The 19546-nt window shown below is 55.2% G+C and carries 15 protein-coding genes; 5 read left to right on the top strand and 10 right to left on the bottom strand.

Annotation, left to right across the window (positions count from 1 at the left end; genetic code table 11):
• Positions 1-179 precede the first annotated feature (179 nt).
• The 4 genes from pncB to O1724_RS08320 all read left to right on the top strand — a co-directional run bounded on the left by pncB (position 180) and on the right by O1724_RS08320 (position 5991).
• Positions 180-1382 (top strand): nicotinate phosphoribosyltransferase, encoded by a 1203-nt coding sequence (pncB, locus tag O1724_RS08335; protein ID WP_126296709.1) that lies wholly within the window; start codon positions 180-182, stop codon positions 1380-1382.
• Positions 1383-1550: 168 nt separating this feature from the next.
• Entirely contained in the window at positions 1551-2951 is a 1401-nt protein-coding gene (gene asnS, locus O1724_RS08330) for an asparagine--tRNA ligase (protein WP_126296710.1), read from the top strand.
• Positions 2952-3557: 606 nt separating this feature from the next.
• Positions 3558-4616: a porin OmpF gene (gene ompF, locus O1724_RS08325; RefSeq protein ID WP_022650730.1), complete on the top strand. Its 1059-nt coding sequence runs from the start codon at positions 3558-3560 to the stop codon at positions 4614-4616.
• Positions 4617-4800: 184 nt separating this feature from the next.
• Positions 4801-5991, top strand: coding sequence for an amino acid aminotransferase (locus O1724_RS08320; RefSeq protein WP_003858198.1), 1191 nt, complete (start codon positions 4801-4803; stop codon positions 5989-5991).
• 54 nt (positions 5992-6045) lie between these two features.
• Here O1724_RS08320 and O1724_RS08315 read toward each other — a convergent pair whose 3' ends face one another.
• The 7 genes from O1724_RS08315 to cmoM all read right to left on the bottom strand — a co-directional run bounded on the left by O1724_RS08315 (position 6046) and on the right by cmoM (position 16682).
• On the bottom strand, positions 6046-6693 hold the full coding sequence (locus O1724_RS08315; RefSeq protein ID WP_022650729.1) for an MBL fold metallo-hydrolase: 648 nt from the start codon (positions 6691-6693) through the stop codon (positions 6046-6048).
• A 20-nt stretch (positions 6694-6713) separates the two neighbouring features.
• Positions 6714-7265: a peptidoglycan L,D-endopeptidase MepK gene (gene mepK / locus O1724_RS08310; RefSeq protein ID WP_003858202.1), complete on the bottom strand. Its 552-nt coding sequence runs from the start codon at positions 7263-7265 to the stop codon at positions 6714-6716.
• A 175-nt stretch (positions 7266-7440) separates the two neighbouring features.
• Positions 7441-9264, bottom strand: a complete 1824-nt coding sequence (gene ldtD, locus O1724_RS08305; RefSeq protein ID WP_003858203.1) for a L,D-transpeptidase — start codon at positions 9262-9264, stop codon at positions 7441-7443.
• A 179-nt stretch (positions 9265-9443) separates the two neighbouring features.
• Positions 9444-13892: a chromosome partition protein MukB gene (gene mukB / locus O1724_RS08300; protein ID WP_214595491.1), complete on the bottom strand. Its 4449-nt coding sequence runs from the start codon at positions 13890-13892 to the stop codon at positions 9444-9446.
• Positions 13892-14596: a chromosome partition protein MukE gene (mukE, locus tag O1724_RS08295; RefSeq protein ID WP_003858208.1), complete on the bottom strand. Its 705-nt coding sequence runs from the start codon at positions 14594-14596 to the stop codon at positions 13892-13894. Before mukE ends, mukB begins: the two co-directional genes overlap by 1 nt.
• The gene (gene mukF / locus O1724_RS08290) at positions 14577-15899 is read right to left on the bottom strand and encodes a chromosome partition protein MukF (RefSeq protein WP_015570962.1); all 1323 of its coding nucleotides are present in this window, start codon (positions 15897-15899) and stop codon (positions 14577-14579) included. Before mukF ends, mukE begins: the two co-directional genes overlap by 20 nt.
• Positions 15900-15902: 3 nt before the next feature.
• Positions 15903-16682: a tRNA uridine 5-oxyacetic acid(34) methyltransferase CmoM gene (gene cmoM / locus O1724_RS08285; RefSeq protein WP_003858212.1), complete on the bottom strand. Its 780-nt coding sequence runs from the start codon at positions 16680-16682 to the stop codon at positions 15903-15905.
• A 120-nt stretch (positions 16683-16802) separates the two neighbouring features.
• Here cmoM and elyC point away from each other — a divergent pair, with 120 nt between their 5' ends.
• Complete coding sequence (gene elyC, locus O1724_RS08280) at positions 16803-17582, top strand: envelope biogenesis factor ElyC (protein WP_003858214.1); 780 nt, start codon at positions 16803-16805, stop codon at positions 17580-17582.
• Here the strand turns inward: elyC and O1724_RS08275 are convergent.
• The 3 genes from O1724_RS08275 to ycaR form a co-directional block, all read right to left on the bottom strand.
• Complete coding sequence (locus O1724_RS08275; RefSeq protein WP_003858216.1) at positions 17559-18452, bottom strand: YcbJ family phosphotransferase; 894 nt, start codon at positions 18450-18452, stop codon at positions 17559-17561. The two genes, elyC and O1724_RS08275, sit on opposite strands and share 24 nt — an antisense overlap.
• Before the next feature lie 142 nt (positions 18453-18594).
• The gene (kdsB, locus tag O1724_RS08270; RefSeq protein ID WP_003858218.1) at positions 18595-19341 is read right to left on the bottom strand and encodes a 3-deoxy-manno-octulosonate cytidylyltransferase; all 747 of its coding nucleotides are present in this window, start codon (positions 19339-19341) and stop codon (positions 18595-18597) included.
• Positions 19338-19520, bottom strand: a complete 183-nt coding sequence (gene ycaR / locus O1724_RS08265) for a protein YcaR (protein ID WP_126296712.1) — start codon at positions 19518-19520, stop codon at positions 19338-19340. Before ycaR ends, kdsB begins: the two co-directional genes overlap by 4 nt.
• Positions 19521-19546: the final 26 nt, after the last annotated feature.

Below are 19546 nucleotides of genomic sequence, written 5' to 3'. Positions count from 1 at the left end.
TCATCTTTTCAGGCACAACGCCCTTTTTAGCTACATTTTTATAACACGGGGCACGAAATGCTCTCGACCATAAAGTGTGCTTATGTTGTGATCGGGGTTCAATAAATCACTAAACAGGGTATACTCCGGAGTTGTTTATTGTACTAAACGCTCCCGTGAGAGGATGCTACAGCGCACCTATGACTCAATTCGCTTCTCCGGTTCTGCATACGTTGCTGGATACCGACGCGTACAAGCTGCATATGCAGCAAGCCGTGTTTCACCACTATCATGATGTCCATGTTGCGGCGGAATTTCGCTGCCGGGGTGACGACTTGCTGGGTATCTACGCAGATTCCATTCGTGAACAGGTCGAGGCCATGCAGCATCTGGCGCTCACCGATGACGAATATCAGTGGCTTTCAGGCCTGCCTTTCTTCAAAGCGGACTATCTGAACTGGCTGCGTGAGTTCCGCTATAAGCCGGAACAGGTCACCGTCACCAATGATAACGGCAAGCTGGACATTCGTCTGACCGGCCCGTGGCGCGAGGTGATCATGTGGGAAGTGCCGCTTCTGGCCGTGATCAGCGAGCTGGCCCACCGCTATCGCTCCCCTGAAACCGGTGTGACGCAGGCGGTCGCCGCTCTGGAGAATAAACTCGTTGAGTTTTCCAAACTGACCGAAGGGCTGGATATGTCCCGCTTCCGTCTGATGGACTTTGGCACGCGCCGCCGCTTCTCTCGCGAGGTTCAGGAAGCCATTGTCAGACGTCTGCAACAGGAGCCGTGGTTCGTTGGCACCAGTAACTACGATCTGGCACGTCGCCTTGATTTAACGCCGATGGGCACCCAGGCGCACGAATGGTTCCAGGCGCACCAGCAGATCAGCCCTGACCTTGCCAACAGCCAGCGCGCCGCCCTCGCCGCGTGGCTAGAGGAATACCCGGATCGGCTGGGTATTGCCCTTACCGACTGCATTACCATGGACGCGTTCCTGCGCGACTTTGGCCCTGAGTTTGCCGAACGCTACCAGGGGTTACGCCATGATTCCGGGGACCCGGTTGAATGGGGTGAGAAAGCCATCGCCCATTACGAAAAGCTGGGTATCGACCCAATGAGTAAGGTGCTGGTCTTCTCCGATAACCTTGATCTGGCAAAAGCCGTCGACCTTTATCGCCATTTCTCATCGCGGGTGAACCTGAGTTTCGGGATTGGTACGCGGTTAACCTGTGATATCCCTCAGGTGAAACCGCTGAACATCGTCATAAAACTGGTGGAATGTAACGGTAAGCCGGTCGCGAAGCTCTCCGACAGCCCTGGCAAAACCATCTGCCATGACAAAGCGTTTGTCCGCGCATTACGTAAAGCCTTCGATCTGCCTCAGGTTAAAAAAGCCAGTTAACGGCTTCGGGGGAGCCTTCATGGCTCCCCTTCTCTTATTTATTTCTTATTTCTTCTCTCAAGACGGTGAAATTTACTTGTCTGATAGCGGATGGCAGGTAACATAGATATCCCCCCTATAAGGGCGGACAAGTGTTTATTTTTTCCGACTATTAACAGAGAGAATATTATGAGCGTTGTGCCTGTAGCCGACGTACTCCAGGGCCGTGTCGCCGTTGACCAGGAGGTCACCGTGCGCGGATGGGTGCGTACTCGCCGAGATTCTAAAGCTGGCATCTCCTTCCTCGCCGTCTATGACGGTTCCTGCTTTGATCCTGTACAGGCCGTCATTAATAATTCTCTGCCCAATTACAATGATGACGTTCTGCACCTGACAACCGGCTGTTCCGTGATCGTCACCGGTGTTGTGGTGGCCTCTCCGGGCCAGGGTCAGAGCTACGAAATTCAGGCGACCTCGGTGGAAGTGACCGGCTGGGTTGAAGATCCGGACACCTATCCGATGGCTGCAAAGCGTCACAGCATCGAATATCTGCGTGAAGTTGCGCACCTGCGTCCGCGCACCAACCTGATTGGTGCGGTTGCCCGCGTGCGTCATACGCTGGCGCAGGCGCTGCATCGCTTCTTTGACGAGCAGGGTTACTTCTGGGTTTCTACTCCGCTGATCACGGCATCCGATACCGAAGGCGCAGGTGAAATGTTCCGCGTTTCAACGCTGGATATGGAAAACCTGCCGCGTACGCCGGAAGGTAAAGTGGATTACGACAAAGACTTCTTTGGTAAAGAAGCCTTCCTGACGGTTTCTGGCCAGCTGAACGGCGAAACCTACGCCTGTGCGCTGTCTAAGATCTATACCTTCGGCCCAACCTTCCGTGCGGAAAACTCCAACACCAGCCGTCACCTGGCGGAATTCTGGATGCTGGAGCCGGAAGTGGCCTTTGCCGATCTGAATGACGTGGCAGGCCTGGCAGAAGCGATGCTGAAATACGTGTTCAAAGCGGTTCTCGAAGAGCGCGCAGACGACATGAAATTCTTCGCTGAGCGTGTCGATAACGACGCCATCGCCCGTCTTGAGCGCTTCGTCTCCGCAGACTTCGCGCAGGTGGATTACACCGACGCGGTCGCTATCCTGGAAAAATGCGGTGAGAAATTCGAAAACCCGGTTTACTGGGGCGTGGATCTCTCCTCCGAGCACGAACGTTATCTGGCAGAGAAGCACTTCAAAGCACCGGTTGTGGTGAAAAATTATCCGAAAGACATTAAGGCGTTCTATATGCGCCTTAACGAAGACGGTAAAACCGTTGCCGCGATGGACGTGCTGGCGCCGGGCATCGGTGAGATTATCGGTGGCTCCCAGCGTGAAGAGCGACTGGATGTGCTGGACGCGCGTATGCTGGAGATGGGTCTGAACCCGGCGGACTACAGCTGGTATCGCGATCTCCGTCGCTACGGCACCGTCCCGCACTCCGGCTTTGGCCTTGGCTTTGAACGTCTGATTGCTTACGTAACAGGTGTTCAGAACGTACGTGATGTGATTCCGTTCCCACGCACACCGCGTAACGCAAGTTTCTAACCGACCAAATCCTTAATGGCCAGCAAATGCTGGCCATTATTTTATCCTGCAATGTCAGTTTTCGTCAGTCAAAAGTAAGCGTCTTTAAACCACAACCCCGCGATTACCTCTACCTGTTACGTTTTGTTTCCACGAAATATCCTGAGATAAAAAATTAACCCCATTTTTATGGCGCTTAATACAATCCTTACGCAATAGCACAAAAAACAACCACTTTCACAGCCATCTGGATGGCTTTTGCCGATTATAAGAAAAAATGAGCCGTTTAACTTCTGTTTATACGAAAGGCCTTTAGCTAAATTAAACATAAGGAAATCATATATATAAGAATAAAGCGGAGGTTTAATTCACCAGATAGCGCTGAAGTTTGAGGTGCTTCACAAAGTTCCCAAAAATACATATTTAGTTACATATATTTTCTTTTGGTAACTGAATCTTGAAGATTGTAGCACTTTCAGTGTAGCGAAACGGTTCTATGAATGGAAAGATGCCTGTCAGACACATAAAGACACCTAACTCTCATCAATAGTTCCGGAAATATTTATTGACAGAATTTATTGACGGCAGTGGCGAGTGTCATAAAAAAACCAATGAGGGTAATAAATAATGATGAAGCGCAATATCCTGGCAGTGGTAGTCCCTGCCCTGCTGGTAGCCGGTGCAGCAAACGCTGCTGAAATCTATAACAAAGACGGCAACAAATTAGATCTTTACGGGAAAGCAGTCGGCCTGCATTACTTCTCCGATAATGACAGCAACGATGGCGACAACACTTACGCACGTCTGGGCTTCAAAGGCGAAACTCAGATCAACGATCAGCTGACTGGCTACGGTCAGTGGGAATACAACTTCCAGGGTAACAACTCTGAAGGTGGCGATGCACAGAACGGCAACAAAACCCGTCTGGCATTCGCAGGTCTGAAATTCGGTGACGCAGGCTCCTTCGACTACGGTCGTAACTACGGTCTGGTCTATGATGCAATCGGCATCACCGATATGCTCCCTGAGTTCGGTGGCGACACCGGCGCGAGCGATAACTTCTTCTCTGGCCGTACCGGTGGCCTGGCGACGTACCGTAACAGCAACTTCTTCGGCCTGGTTGACGGTCTGAACTTTGGTGTTCAGTACCTGGGCAAAAACGAGCGTACTGATGCAGTACGTTCCAACGGCGACGGCTGGGCAACCTCACTGAGCTATGATTTCGAAGGCTTCGGCATTGTGGGTGCTTATGGCGCCGCTGACCGTACCAACAACCAGCAGACGCTGGAATGGGGTAAAGGCGACAAAGCTGAACAGTGGGCAACCGGCCTGAAATATGACGCGAACAACATCTACCTGGCAGCTATTTATGGCGAAATGCGTAACGCAGCGCGTCTGGGCAGCCGTGGTTTCGCTAACAAGTCTCAGGACTTCTCTGTCGTCGCTCAGTACCAGTTCGACTTCGGCCTGCGTCCGTCCATCGCTTACTACAAATCTAAAGCGAAAGACGTAGAAGGTATCGGTGACGAAGACTACATCAACTACATCGACGTTGGTGCGACATACTACTTCAACAAAAACATGTCTACCTATGTTGACTATCAGATCAACCAGCTGAAAGACGACAACAAGCTGGGCATCAACAACGACGACATCGTGGCTCTGGGTCTGGTTTACCAGTTCTAATCAGCACACCTCGTTGTTATATGCTTAATGAACAGGGCTTCGGCCCTGTTTTTTTATTCCTGAGAGAAAATAATAGCGACTTTTGAAAAGCCGCACGCTTTTCGTCGCAAACGGTTGGCATTTTGTAAATCTACCGTTAACCTGATAGCGGATTTCACTTCTGTAATCACAATGGAACTTCGTCATGTTTGAGAACATTACTGCCGCTCCTGCCGACCCAATTCTGGGCCTGGCCGATCTGTTTCGCGCCGACGACCGCCCTGGAAAAATCAACCTGGGTATTGGTGTATATAAAGATGAAACCGGCAAAACTCCGGTACTGACCAGCGTCAAAAAAGCTGAGCAGTATCTGCTGGAAAACGAAACCACCAAAAACTACCTCGGTATTGATGGTATCCCTGAATTTGGTCGCTGCACCCAGGAGCTGCTGTTCGGCAAAGGCAGCACCATTGTGAGCGAAAAACGCGCCCGCACGGCGCAGACCCCAGGCGGTACCGGCGCACTGCGCGTGGCGGCAGATTTCCTGGCGAAAAACACTTCTGTGAAGCGTGTGTGGGTAAGCAATCCAAGCTGGCCGAACCATAAGAGCGTGTTTAATTCTGCGGGTCTGGAAGTGCGTGAATACGCCTACTACGACGCAGCCAGCCACGCGCTGGATTTCGACGGCCTGCTGGCCAGCCTGAGCGAAGCCCAGGCGGGCGATGTGGTGCTGTTCCACGGCTGCTGCCATAACCCAACCGGTATCGATCCTACGCTTGAGCAGTGGGAACAGCTGGCTAAGCTGTCCGTTGAAAAAGGCTGGCTGCCGCTGTTTGACTTCGCTTACCAGGGCTTTGCCCGTGGTCTGGAAGAAGATGCAGAAGGTCTGCGTGCATTCGCCGCCGTGCATCAGGAGTTGATAGTCGCAAGCTCCTATTCCAAGAACTTTGGTCTGTATAACGAGCGTGTCGGCGCCTGTACGCTGGTGGCTGCTGACGAAGCAACCGTCGATCGCGCATTCAGCCAGATGAAGTCCGTGATCCGCGCTAACTACTCCAACCCACCGGCACACGGTGCGTCTGTGGTCGCGACGATCCTGAGCAACGATGCGCTGCGCGCCATCTGGGAGCAAGAGCTGAACGATATGCGTCAGCGCATTCAGCGCATGCGTCTGCTGTTTGTGAACACGCTGGCTGAGAAAGGCGCTGACCGTGACTTCAGCTTCATCATCAAGCAGAACGGCATGTTCTCCTTCAGCGGCCTGACCAAAGAGCAGGTGCTGCGCCTGCGTGAAGAGTTTGGCGTGTATGCCGTTGCATCTGGCCGCGTGAACGTTGCAGGTATGACGCCTGACAACATGGCGCCGCTGTGCGAAGCCATTGTCGCGGTGCTGTAACCTGCATCCCTAAAAAAAAGCCTGCATCGTGCAGGCTTTTTTATTTTACCGGGTTTACCAGACAGGCATTTCATCCTGAAGGAACGGGTTATGCAACCGCTCATCCCCCAGCGTTGACATTGGTCCGTGTCCAGGGATAAACGTCACATCATCACCTAACGGTAATAACTTCTGCTTAATCGACTGAATCAGCTGACCGTGATCGCCGCGTGGGAAATCACTGCGTCCTACGCCCCCTTTGAAAATCACGTCACCGGAAATCAGCAGACGCGACACGTCATCAAAGAAGACAATATGGCCGGGCGTATGTCCGGGGCAATGCAACACCTGTAAAGTTACATTCCCTACGTTAACGCGATCGTCTTCGTTCAGCCAGCGGTCCGGTGTCAGTGGCTGACAGTCTTCCAGGCCAAACATACGGCTTTGAGCAGGTAATCCCTGTAGCCAGAACTCATCTTCTTTTTCCGGGCCGATAATCGGCACACCGTAGTATTCAGCCAGTTCAGCCGCTGCACCCACATGGTCGAGATGGCCATGGGTGAGTAAAATCTGCATCAGCGTTACACCGCTGGCAGCGACTTCCTGCTTGATTGTCTCAGCGTCGCCACCGGGATCAACAAGCGCGGCCAGTTTAGTTTGTTCACACCAGATCAATGAACAGTTCTGTGAGAACGCGGTAACCGGAATAATACGATAGTTCATACTGCTCCTGTGTTTCGTTATTACCAGTGCCGAACCGGCCCGGTATCAATATGCACAAAGTTGCTACGTGGGTAGTATCCTACACCACCTGCGCGCATAGATAACGCCGCTTTGCGAATATTGGCTAACGAAACGCCCTCAATATGGAAATCCATCGCCTGCCCTTTGGTGTGATAGCTTTTTTTCGCTACCCCACGGCTGTGGGCACGCAGTTCATTGTTGGTATCCAGAGAGCGATAGCCAGAGATGAGCTGCACCGGCCTTTTGGTTCCCAGCAGTCCCTGCAAGCGGTAAAGCTGATCGAATAATCCAGGGTCGATGGCTTTGATTTTATTCGCGCGGAAATCACGGAAAAAATGGTTGAGTCTTGCTAATTCATCCTGAATATAGCCTCTGCCATCGAAAAATTCCGCTTTAAGCGTCTCACCAGTATGCAGATTGTTGAGCGTTAAAATACGCGGACGAGGTGTCGAGAGGGTGGCAAATGCTGGCGTCGGAAGGATGGCTGCTGCGCCCAGCGCAACGCCACCTAACGCCAGCAATTTGCGGCGATTAGCGTCAAATTTGTCCATGATAATCAGGTCTACAGGTAAAAGAAATTGTCAATATGCTTAGCGCACGAAGGGCACCATAACTGGCAAAGCCTGCTACGTCAAGGCGCCCAACCCCAGTGAATACGCGGCTTGCAGACAGATCGCCTCATATTCACCATAACTTACGACAATCATTTTTACCGAACTACTTCATTTACCTGATTAATTGTTCCGCTTTTGGCAAAATTTGTGCGCCGGATCGCGCTGTCAGATCATAATTGTAAATATCTGTACGATACTGGGTACGTCCGTCTGCCCCTACAAACGCCGTCAGATAGTAAAGATTGACCGGAATATTGTGGCGGATATTGACATAACGCGTATCTCCCTGCTTCAGCGCATCTGATATCCGTGTATCGTTCCAGCCTGCATCCTGCAACAGCATATTCGCCAGCTCAGAGGCCTTGTTCACGCGGACACAGCCCGAGCTGAGCGCGCGTGCGTCTTTCTGGAACAAATTATGGTTCGGGGTATCATGCAGATAGATTGCGTCCGAACTTGGCATATTGAATTTGTAACGTCCCAGCGAGTTATGTGCGCCCGGTGCCTGCTGGAAACGGAACGGCAGGTTCGAAGGCGTAATCGTTGACCAGTCCACCATCCAGGGGTCAATCGCTTCTTTGCTGTTCCAGCCACGCATCACCGTATAGTTATGTCGCTCCAGATAACCCGGGTCATTCCAGACCTTAGGCAGAATATCTTTGCGCGCCAGCGTCGGCGGCACGTTCCACGGCGGGTTAACCACCACGTTATTCAGCGCGCTGCTCATCATTGGCGTTTTACGGTCAGGTCGGCCGACAATCACGCGGGACGCCAGCACTTCACTACCGTCCTGATAGTAGACCAGGGAGTACGCCGGAATGTTGACCATAATGCCGGTGGATAACGTGCCCGGCAGCAAGCGCAAGCGCTGGATATTCAACGCCAGCACTCCAGCCCGCTGGGCCGGAGAGACGTTCAGCCAGTCGCGAGTAGATGGACCAATCACGCCGTCAGCGCCCAGCCCCTGCGCGGCCTGGAACTGCTTCACTGCGGCGACCAGCTCGCGATCGTAAGCGGCGGGCTTATTGCTCAACGCAACGGCGGTTTTCTCTTTTACCGGCGCCGACGGGCTGACGACCGCATTTTGCGTCTCGTCACCGGGCAGCGCAATTTTAGGGCCGCTGTCGAGAATGCCGGAGCGTTTCATAATTTCGCGGATCGCAGGCACATCGCTGCTCCACTGCCCCGGACGCAGCGTTGTGGTGCCGCGCAGCTGAGGCCACGGGCGGGAATCCGCAACCAGCTCAAGAAGCGACTGATGCATCGTGGCATACTGCGGATGGGCAGGCGCAAGGCTTGCGATAAAGCGCGGCAGTTCGCCGTTATCCAGCGACAGCTGCCACTGGTTAATGACGGACAGCGCAGGCGTCGCCAGCTTGTACGGCTTACTGCTGTATAACCAGCGGTTGCCGTTCACCGAAATCCCCGCAACAAATTGTAAGTAGCCCATCATGGCATCAGACAGCACCACGTCACGCGCTTGTCCGGTCACGGCAGGATCGGTCAGGAGTTCAACCCAGGTCGTGAACTGCGGCTGAAAACCTGCAATCGCCACTTCAGCCAGCTGCTGCTGGAAGGCACGTACCGCCTCGCGATTTTCCCACATCGGTTTCATATCGCGCGCAGCGTAAAGCAGCGTGAGCTGGTTAATATAAGCGGGAGTATAGCCCGAGGGCAGCCCGGTCATAAGCTGCTGACGTAATGATCCAGTATCGATGCCTTCCGGCAGCGGTTTAATGCCGGCCATGATGGCCGTCGCCGGAGACTGATCCAGCGGTTGTGACAGTGACGTCGGCTGCGCGCCCATCGTCGCGGAGCTGTCAGTCGGTACAATTTCAGGCTCATCGGCCTGAGCGGTAAACAGTGGAGCAAACATCACTGTCAGGCACAAACTCAGCGCAGACAGCTGACGACCACGATTTTTCTTAAGCAACATCCCTTGCCCCCTGTTTTTCACGACATGCCCAGTATTCTGGAGCTTTCCTTCAGTATAGAAAGGCATACACGCTGCTGCCTTGCCTTATGTAAAGAAGTTTAAAGATAACGCAGCCCTGAACACAAGTTAAGTGAATAAAAAAAGCGGCGCATGAGCGCCGCTATTTGTCGCACCCCAGGTTAAGAGGCGTCAGCCGTGCCCGGTAATGACTCCGGTGGCTGCGGGGCGAAACCACGCAGGCCCACGACGTGCACGTGTTCACTGTTCTGGAACACCTTACGCACCAGCTTATAGGTTGTCCCTTTTTCCGGACTGATGTTTTCCGGCGCCGCGATGATGAGCTGCATATCGAGTCGCTCGCAAAGCTCAAACAGCGTGGCGATGGAGCGGGCGTCGAGACGCGCGGCTTCATCGAGGAACAGCAGACGACATGGAGAGATGTCTTTGCCGCGCAGACGACGCGCTTCATCTTCCCAGCTCTGCACCACCATGACCAGAATCGACATACCGGTACCGATGGCTTCACCGGTAGAGAGCGCACCGGATTCCGCGCGCAGCCAGCCGTCTGAGCCACGGTTAACCTCAACTTCCATTTCCAGATAGTTGCGGTAGTCCAGCAGCTCCTCGCCGATGGTTTGCGGCGTACGCTGGCCCATGTCAATCTGCGGATTCAGACGCTGATACAGCTTCGCCAGCGCTTCGGAGAAGGTCAGGCGGTTACTATTGAACAGATCCTGGTGCTGCTCATGCTGTTCAGACAACACGTCCAGCAGCGTGGAGTGCGCCTCACGCACGTTCACGTTCAGCCTCACGCTGTTGACCTGGCCAAACGACACGCTTTGCAGGCCCTGGTTCAGCTGACGGATACGGTTCTGCTCGCGCTGAATGGTTTTACGAATAATATTCGCCACGCTGCGGGAGCTGATTGCCAGCTTTTGCTCGCGGGAGGTCAGCTCTTCCGTCAGACGGCCCAGCTCGATCTCCATCTGTTCGATCGCTTCAACCGGATCGTCGGTACGGATGATGTCCTGACGGATACGCTCGCGCAAGTGCTGATACACCGCCACGAAGAACTGGATTTTGCGCTCAGGACGCTTCGGATCTTCGGACATGCGCAGCACGTCGCGCAGGTGTTCGTTATCCGCCACCGCCAGACGCAGCGCGCCCAGCGCCTTATCCGACATAGAACGCAGTTCATCGGCCGACAGATACGCCAGCTCGCGGCGGTGCAGACGACGCTCCACGTTGTTGTCTTTCACCATGCGCATCACCGCGCACCAGCCCGCCTTCGCGGTCACAACCTGCTCGCGCATCTCGTGATAGTCACGTTCCAGCTTGCGCAGGCGACGCGTCAGGTTGTCCATCTCCGCTTCACAGAAGGTCAGCGCTTTTTCCAGCTGATTACGACGCGCACGGTTGTTGCTGAGCTGAGCATGCAGCTCATCGCGGCGAATACGTGCCCGCTCTTCTGCACCGCTGTCGGCGCGCACGCCAATGTCCTGCAACTCTTTATGCAGGTCGTTTAACAGCTCTTTCTTGGTGTCGAAGGAGCTTTTCAACGACGCCATCACCTGACTGTACTGGCTCAGCTGTGCGGCGTGAGTACGCATCGCTTCGCGCGCGCGCGTACGTTCCGCTTCCGCCTGCTCAAGGCGCTGGCGCAGCTTTTCATTAAGATCGCTGTTCCCGCTCAGCATTTCTGCTGAATCGGAGTAGCCGAAGTGCGCGCGACGTTGCACCACTTCCGTCAGGGCAAACGCCTGCTGACGCGCTTCGCGCTGCACCTGCTGTGACCAGGCGTAATCCTCTTTTAACTGTTCAAACTGTTCCGGGTCGCTCTGGAGAACGGAAACCATCGGCTCCAGCTTCGCCAGCTGATTGCCGTGCTGCTGCACAAAGCGCGCGGCTTCCTGCGCCTCGTCCAGTCGTTCCTGAATTTCATCCACGCGGTCGGCGAGCGTATCGTCCGCCAGCAGGTTCAGGCGCGGCAGAATGCGGTTAAGCGCCGCAACGCCCTCTTTCGCCTGCTCGAACTGGACGCGGCTCTGCTGGTTGTCATTTTCATGGCTAGCCAGCGCACGCTCCAGCTCACCGCGGCGGGTGTTGAGCTTGCGAATTTCGGCTTCCGGATCGGGCTCAAAGGCCACGCCCAGATGGCTGCCGATAAAGCGGCTGAACGCCTGATGCAGACGCTGCGTTTTTTGTACATCAAACGACAGGGTCGCAAAACGTTCAGAAAGCGTTTCGCGCTCGGCATGCAGGCTTTCAATGCGGCTTTCACGCGCGGCGCGGCCAAACAGCGGCAGTTCCGGGAAGCGCGAATAGCGCCACTGGCGATCGGCGATTTTCACCACCACCGCTTTTTCCAGCTCGTCAACGCTGAATACGCTGTCATCAAACGACTGCGGATCTCCTTCGATGAGGTAGAGATCTTCCGGGCAGTCTTCCAGCCCTGCAAGCTGGTCAGAAATCAGCGACAGATCCGGCACCACAATCGCGTTACGGGATGGACCGTACAGCGCGGAGAAGTACGGCGCATCGTCCAGACCAACATCGTCGTAAATTTCAGACAACAGGACGCCGCCGAAACGCTCGGCTAAGGCATTCAGACGCGGATCTTCTGAGCCGCCTGGCTGGCTTAAACGCTCGATCTCCTCATCGACGTCACGCTTGCGCGCGCCCACTTCGTCACGCTCAACAATCGCTTCGCGCTCGCGCTCCAGCAGCTGTTGCATGTATTCGGTGACGTCCTGGCTGGACGCAAACTCCTGGCCACACTGCTCGCTGAGCTGGTTCAGGCTGCTTTGTGCGGCCAGCCAGATCGGCGCACGCTGCAAGAGCGTCTTCGAACGGGACTGAAGCTGTTCCAGCTCCTGGCGCAGCGTCATGCGCTGTTCGCTGGCATTCGATACGGTATCGGACAGGGCCGCAATACGCGCTTCCAGTTCCTGATGCAGGGCCTCAAGCTCGTCGAAATCGTAATTTTTACCCTGACGCTTGCAGAATTCCGCCAGCAGACGCTCGGCTTCCTGCTGTTCACGCAGACGCTGTTCCAGCTCGTTCAGGCGCATGCGCAGCGGCTGCACCTGCTCGGCCAGATGGCGCTGATTAACGCCGTCGCGCAGCAGCTCACGGGCAACGTCCCACGCTTCGTTACGCGCCAGCGGACCGTTAATCGCCACCACCAGTTGGTACGCCTGCTCAAACTGGCTATGCGCCGTTTGCGCCACGCTCATTTTCTGATCGAGAGAAAGCAGTTTCTCAGTGGCTTCCTGCTCTTTGGCCTGGAAGGTATCCAGCCATTCGTCAGCGCTTTCCGGGGTCAGGTCCGGCAGATGGCACAGCTCTTTGGCACGCTGCAACGCCTGCAACGCCTGGTTGTACTGAATCGCACGCGTCTGCTGCACGTCCAGCGCCTGTTGGTAGTCAGCGAGCTGGCTTTTCAGCTCATCCACTTCCAGCTCGGCGGCTTCCGCGCGGGCTTCGTTCTCTTCCTGCAATTCGGCAGCTTCGGCCACCACTTCATTTTGCTCTTCAAGACGAATTTGCAGCTCATCAAGATCGGCTTCGTAGCGCTCGATTTTTTCCTGCTGACGCAGCGCGGTCTGCACCAGATTCAGATGATCGCTGGCCGCCTGGTAATCGGCTTCCAGATCCCCTTCCGCACCATTGTGCTCGCCCAGTTCGCGCGCCATTTCGACATGCTTATACTGCTCGGCCACCAGCTGTCTGCGGGAGGTAAACAGCTCGCGGCGATACTCCAGCGCCTGATCGAGATGAATACGGCGCTCGTTGGCGTGGCGCATATAGTCCGCCGCCACGTAGTTGGTGGCTTCGCTGATCAGGTGCTTAAACAGGTCCCGGTCAGACTGCGTAACGCGAATCGCTTCCAGCGTCATGCGGTTTTCACGCAGCGCGGCTTCCATATCCTGGAAGGCCTTACGCACGCCGCTGTTTTCCGGCAACAGGTAGTCGCGCAGGGAGCGGGTAATGGCGCTGGAGATACCGCCGTACAGGGAGGCTTCAATCAGACGGTAGTATTTACTACGATCTGACGCGCTGCGCAGACGACGGGCTACCACGCCGAGATCGAACATCAGAGAGTGGTAGTCGGTAATGGAATTAAACTGCTTAAACTGTACGCCTTCGATAGCTTCCAGCTTGTCTTTCAGCTCCTGGAGCGTCAGGACGCGCGCCTGACGTTCATTCAGGGTTTCCGTCAGCAGCGCGGTTGGCTGTACGGAGGTAGGCAGCCCCTGGATCGCAAACGGTTTGATATCTACTTTACGGTCGCGGCCGGCAACCTGTTGCAGACGCACGCCTACAACCACGCGCTGATGGCGGGAGTTGATCACGTCCAGCACTGAATAACAAACGCCCGCTTTCAGCTTACCGTGTAGACCTTTATCACGAGAGCCGCTCGTGGCGCCCGCTTCAGTGGTGTTACGGAAGTGCAGCAGGGTCAGGTCAGGTATCAGCGCCGTCACGAAGGCCGCCATGGTGGTGGATTTACCCGCCCCGTTACCGCCGGAGAGCGTTGTCACCAGCTCATCCAGATCGAAGGTTCGGGCAAAGAAGCCGTTCCAGTTAATCAGCGTCAGTGAGCGAAATTTACCGCGTTCAATCATTACTCTTCCTCCCCGCTATCCGGCTGATTCTCTTCGTGCTCGTCATTGAGCTGCAAATGGTTTTCCACCGGCATCGCTTCACCGTCACGTATCATGCGCAGCTGCGCTTCACGCGCATCATCACCCGCACGCACGTCGGCGCCAAAACGGAAGACCGATTCGGTGATGCGGAACTTGCTGCTGTCGTGACCCATGAACCAGACCATTCCCAGACGGCGTAGACGGTTAAGGGATGAGCGAACTTTTTCCTGTAATTTCTGACGGTCCAGATCGGACCCCGTTGAGCGGTTATTCACCAGCTTGAGCAGCTTGCTTTCATCCGCCAGCGACAGCAGCTCATCGTAAAGCTCCTGCTGGGTGAAGATCCCTTCATTCGCCAGACGTTCCGGGCTGAGATAGAGGTAGCAGAGAATTTTGCCGACCATCATATCCAGTTCGGAAAGCACCGAGCGCGGAATAAGCGTGGTAGAGCGCGGACGCAGGTAGAAAAACCCTTCCGGCGCGCGGATCAGCTCAACGTTATAGCGAGCGTAAAACTCTTCCAGGTACTCCTGAAAGTCCATCAAAAAGGCGTGATTATCCAGCTCGTCAAGGCCAATGTGACGACCGGCACGCAGCTGGCTGTCCAGCGCCGGAAACAACGGATTCGCCAGCGCCTGTGCCAGCTTAACTGGCATCACTTGTTCAATATTTGTCAATGACATGCGCCTGTACCTTGGCTCCGTAATCGTTAATCGGCTGCCACTTCGGCGGCAGTCCGGTGAAATCGGCTTGTGCGATGCCCAGGCGCACCGCCTGGTCTACAACAATGCGGGCAACATCGAAGTGGCGCGCGCGCGGATACTGCGCCAGATAGTCGCGTACCACGAGGCCAAGATCCAGCGGTGCTTGTCTGGTTTTGTAGACAGCAAGCTGTTCTTCGATCATCGCCGCAAGCTGCTCGCGAATTTCGTTAAATTCTTCGTATTCCAGATCCGGCGGCAGTTCACCGGTGACCTCTTCATCGCGCAGCGCCATCTCTTCGTCGCGCATATCCAGCAGACGATCGGCGTTGGCGTAGGTCAGCGCCCACGGCGCATCGAAATAGGTCTGAACCGACTGGCGCAGACGTTGAGCAAAGACGCGATTCTTATCCATATCGATGGCGGTACGGATAAATTTATGCACGTGGCGGTCGTAACCGATCCACAGGTCGATTGACTGCTGGCCCCAGCTGATAATGCGGTCAAGCTTGCTCTGCAAATCAAACACCAGACGGTCGATAAAATGCAGATCGTCGTGCGCCATTGTCGCGTCCTGGATGCGCAGCAGATTGGCCTGTAGCTTATCCCCCGCCGCCTCCAGCGTATCCTGCAATTCACGCAGCGTACCGGACGTTTCTGACAGCAAGAGTTCACAGCTGGAGATGGCCGCACGCCAGTCTTTATTAAGCAGTTGAGCGATATCGTCTTTCACCTGCTGCTGCTGTTCGTCCATCAGACGTTGAGTCAGATCGATACTGTCGAAAATCTCGGCGACCGAGTATTTCAGCGGCGCGTAAACGTTGCGATGCCAGTGGAATTCGTCACCGTTTTCATCAGCCGCGTCGGCGGCACGCTTCAGCTCACCTGCAACAATAGAGAGCTGCATGGAGAGACGCAGCGTGGAAAATTCGCGCTGGCGGATGTAATAGTCGGTAATGCCAATGCCCAATGGCGTAAGACGATAGATGGCGTTTCCTTCCGCCTGCTCGCTGGTAAAGCGGTTCAGCAGACGTTGACGCACCATATCATTGATTGCGTTGTTGGCACGCACGCTAATGGTTTCGCTGGTTTGCTCAAACGCATCACTGACGTGGCGGAACGCATCCACCAGTTCGCCTTCACTCATTTCGCCATCCAGGCGTTCGCCGTTTAGCGTCGCAACCGCCAGCAGGAATGAGAGTCTGTCTACCGGCAGCGAGATGGAGAAATCGTTTTTCCTGGCCCAGGCAACCAGTTCGGGGACTGTCTGGGAAAATTCACTCATAGATTATCCTTGCATCTGCGGCTTGCGCGCGGTGACGTGTATATAGCGGCCAAGGCTCAGATAAGGCTCCTGGCGGCAGTACCGCGTCTCTATTTCTGTTAAGGCGTCTAAACAGTCATCCTGTTTTTGTTTATCACGCAGATAATCATGAAACACCCTCACGCCGGTTTTGCCGGTAATTTCCCAACCGATCTCCTCCAGCCAGCCATAAACCTGCTGCGGTTCACGGGGGAAATCCGGTGAAAGCGTGCGTCGTTTCTTTTTATACATGCCCTGCTGTACGTAGCCAAAATTGCCGACCAGCACGTTTCGCATTAGCAGGCCGTTGGCATTGTAAAACATCAGCGATAACGCACCGCCCGGGCGCAACATCGACCACAGCGTTTTTAACATCGCCTGGGGTTCGGCGATCCATTCGAGCACAGCATGAAACAATATCAGATCAACCTGCGTTTCCAAATGCTGCGGAATGTCCTGAGCGGCGCAATGTATAAAATGCATGTTGTCGCTCACACCTTTCTCTTCTGCCGCTCGCCCGGCGCGCGCAACCATCTCGGCAGAAAGATCGCAAAGCGTGACGTGATGTCCCCGCTGCGCCATCAGAATTGCAGTCTGACCTTCCCCACCGCCGGCATCCAGCACGCGCAACGGTCGGTCACCGAATTCAGCCAGCAGCTTGTCCAGATCCTGCCAGAGGATCGTCTGACGAAGCTGACCTTTGGTGGTGCCATAAATGTTGCGCGAAAACTTTTCCGCGATGTCATCAAAATTGCGATCCCGCATTGGGAGGGTTCCACTCACTGCAAAACCGCTATTTTGTCACACCCGCGCGGAGAATGAACCACTCTGGTGTAATATCACCGACAATCGCCTGCTGTATGGTTAAAAAAGGAACCAAAAAGGATGCTTTTTACCCTAAAAAAATATATCGGAGGCATGATGCTTCCCCTTCCCCTGCTGTTGCTTCTCATCGCGCTGGGGCTGGCAATGATATGGTTTAGCCGCTTTCAGAAAAGCGGTAAATCCCTCGTTACCGTGGGCTGGCTGGCGCTGCTGTTACTCAGCCTGCAACCGGTCGCTGACGGTTTATTACGTCCGATTGAAAACACCTACCCGACGTGGCAGGGAAATCAGAAGGTGGGCTATATCGTGGTGCTGGGCGGCGGGTATACCTGGGATCCGAACTGGGCGCCCAGCTCGAACCTGATCAACAACAGCCTGCCGCGCCTGAACGAGGGGATCCGCCTGTGGCTGGCCAATCCTGGATCGAAGATGATCTTCACGGGCGCTGCGGCAAAAACCAACCCGGTCAGTACCGCTGAAGCAGGAGCAAGAGTGGCTGAATCACTTGGCGTACCGCGTTCCGCCATCATCACGCTGGATAGCCCAAAAGATACCGAAGAAGAGGCGGCGGCGGTGAAACAGGCCATCGGTGATGTACCGTTCCTGCTGGTGACCTCTGCTTCACACCTGCCGCGCGCAATGATTTTCTTTGAGAAGCAGGGCCTGCATCCACTTCCTGCTCCGGCAAACCAGATGGCTATTGACGCCCCGCTCAATCCGTGGGAACGGATAATCCCGTCCCCGGTATGGCTGATGCACAGCGACCGCGTCGGCTACGAGACGCTTGGCCGCTTGTGGCAGTGGCTTAAAGGTTCGTCAGGCAAGCCAGGGCAGGAGTGATTTTGCGGCCAGATCGAAACTGGCGCGATTAAAGCGCCCGGTGTTGACCAGTTGCGCCACCTCATCCCAGAGAAGATAGAGCCAGCGTCGCCAGAGAAAGGCCTCCGCAACGGGGGCGCGCTGAAGATAGTGCCAGAGCAAATCTTCCGCCGCCCCGCCCTCGCTCAGCCTGAACAGTTCGTACTCGCGCGGCGCCCAGAGCATGATCCCCGGCCCGACCATCGCCAGCAGTTGGTCGCTGCGCGAGTCTTTAAGCATACTGCGTAGCGTGAAGTTGCCGTGAACCAGCACGCAGTTGTCGTTAAAACCCTCAAACAGCGTCGGCAGACATTCCCGGGTGCGGAACAGAATACGTTTGTCCTGCATCGTTAAGCCGGTGTTGTTGAACTGGTTCAGCGTGCCCCACAGCACTTCGACACGCTGGCGATACCACAGCGGCCACAGGTTTTCCTGGGTGCTGTCTACCGCGCCAACAAGACCCCGGCTGTCCTGCCGATGCCAGGCAAGCAGAGCCTCGACAATCTGATCTTTCAGCTGTTCCCAGCGCTCCGGTGTACGCGTCGGGGCTTCAACAGAAACCCCGCGTAAACGCTCGATAAGCAGAACATCCGGGCCGGGATGCTCCTCATGGGTCATCACGCCGTAGACCGTCGGCATACGGACAGTCCCTTCCCGCGCCAGCATCGACATTTTCCAGGCCAGCTGTCTGGCGACGCCCGGCGAGGTAAAACTTCTGGCCATCAGCGGCATGGGGTTTCCCTGACTGTCATACAACGACCAGAGTGCGGTATCGGCCTTTTCATTCACGCATTCCACCCGGCTTAGCTTTTCGCCAAGGAGATGGCTGAGTTCAGCACGCAGCTGTTCCATATGAGATTACCCCCATTAAGACTACTGCTTTTATAATGAGCGCGCGAAACCCGGATGTCACCCGGTAGAGATCAATAATGAAAAAGAAAAGGAAAATCGCCTGGCGGGAGAGCATCCCCCCAGACGAGGGGATGCCAGCGAATTAACGCATTTCGACGCGTACGCGCTCGAGATCTTCAGGGGTATCCACGCCGGTGCCTGGGATTTCCTGGGCAACCGCAACGTGAATTTTCTCGCCGTACCACAGCACGCGAAGCTGTTCGAGCATTTCAATATGCTCCAGCGGGCTTGGTGCCCAGGCGACGTAGCGACGAATAAAGCCGGCGCGGTAGCCGTAAATACCGATGTGGCGCAGGAAGGTTTCGCCGATTGTCTCTTTCGATTGCGCGAAACGATCGCGATCCCACGGAATGGTGGCGCGGGAGAAATAGAGCGCGTAGCCCTCTGCGTCCATGACCACTTTCACCGCATTCGGATTGAACGCCTCTTCAGCGTGGTGAATCGGCACCGCGAGGGTTGCCATCCCGACCTGACGCCGAGCCAGGTTGTCGGCCACCTGACGGATAATCGCCGCCGGGATCATCGGCTCATCGCCCTGCACGTTCACAATCACCGTCTCGTCGCTGAAACCGCATTTTTCGACGACTTCCGCCAGGCGCTCGGTGCCTGACTGATGATCGGCACGGGTCATGCACACTTCCCCACCCGCGGCCTCAACCGCTCGCGCGACATCCGGGTGATCGGTGGCGACGATGACACGTCCGGCGCCCGATTCGCGTGCCCGTTCAAGGACATGCACAATCATCGGTTTGCCATTGATATCCACCAGCGGTTTACCTGGCAGGCGCGTTGAAGCATAACGCGCAGGGATAATGACAACAAAACTCATGGTTTGATCTCTTCTGCCACCAGTGAACGGGCTTCATTTCCCAGCAGGACCGGAATACCGTCACGCAGCGGGAACGCCAGGCTGTCCAGTTTGCAAATCAGCTCTTGTTTATCCTGGCTGTAATACAGTTTGCCGTTGCACACCGGGCAGGCAATAATTTCTAGTAAACGGTGATCCATAGTTCCTCCGTATGGGTAATCCCTAA

Source organism: Enterobacter cloacae complex sp. HYC074_NIDB (assembly GCF_056673345.1).
The sequence above is the reverse complement of the archived record's forward strand: the minus strand, read 5'-3'. Positions and strand labels throughout refer to the sequence as shown.